The organism is Nocardia sp. BSTN01 (genome assembly GCF_015354405.1).
In the GTDB taxonomy this organism is placed as follows: domain Bacteria; phylum Actinomycetota; class Actinomycetes; order Mycobacteriales; family Mycobacteriaceae; genus Nocardia.
In genome coordinates, this window is sequence record NZ_JADKYP010000188.1 from 1 (window position 1) to 337 (window position 337).

The following is a 337-nucleotide window of genomic DNA, read 5'->3' on the forward strand; positions in this document are numbered from 1 at the left end:
GACCGCGACGTAGGTATAGGAGACGGCGTTACTGGTGCCGCCCACAGTGGTGACGGTGACCGACACCGTTCCCGCCGACCCAGCCGGGGCGACCGCCGTGATCTGGGTGGCGGAATCGACGCTGAACGAACTCGCCGGGGTGCCACCGAAACTCACCGCCGTGGCCCCCGTCAGATTCGTCCCGGTCAGTACCACCGTGGTCCCTCCGGTCACCGGGCCGGCGTTGGGTGCCACCGTGGTCAGAGTCGGCACCGCGACGTAGGTGTAGGAGACGGCGTTGCTCGTTCCGCCCACGGTGGTGACGGTGACCGACACCGTTCCCGCCGACCCAGCAGGG

Annotated in this window: 1 protein-coding gene; it reads right to left on the reverse strand. The window is 69.1% G+C overall.

Annotated features, from left to right (window positions below; translation table 11 throughout):
• Positions 1-337 (reverse strand): IPT/TIG domain-containing protein (locus tag IRT45_RS36470; RefSeq protein WP_194810286.1); only part of this gene is annotated, 337 nt, incomplete at both ends.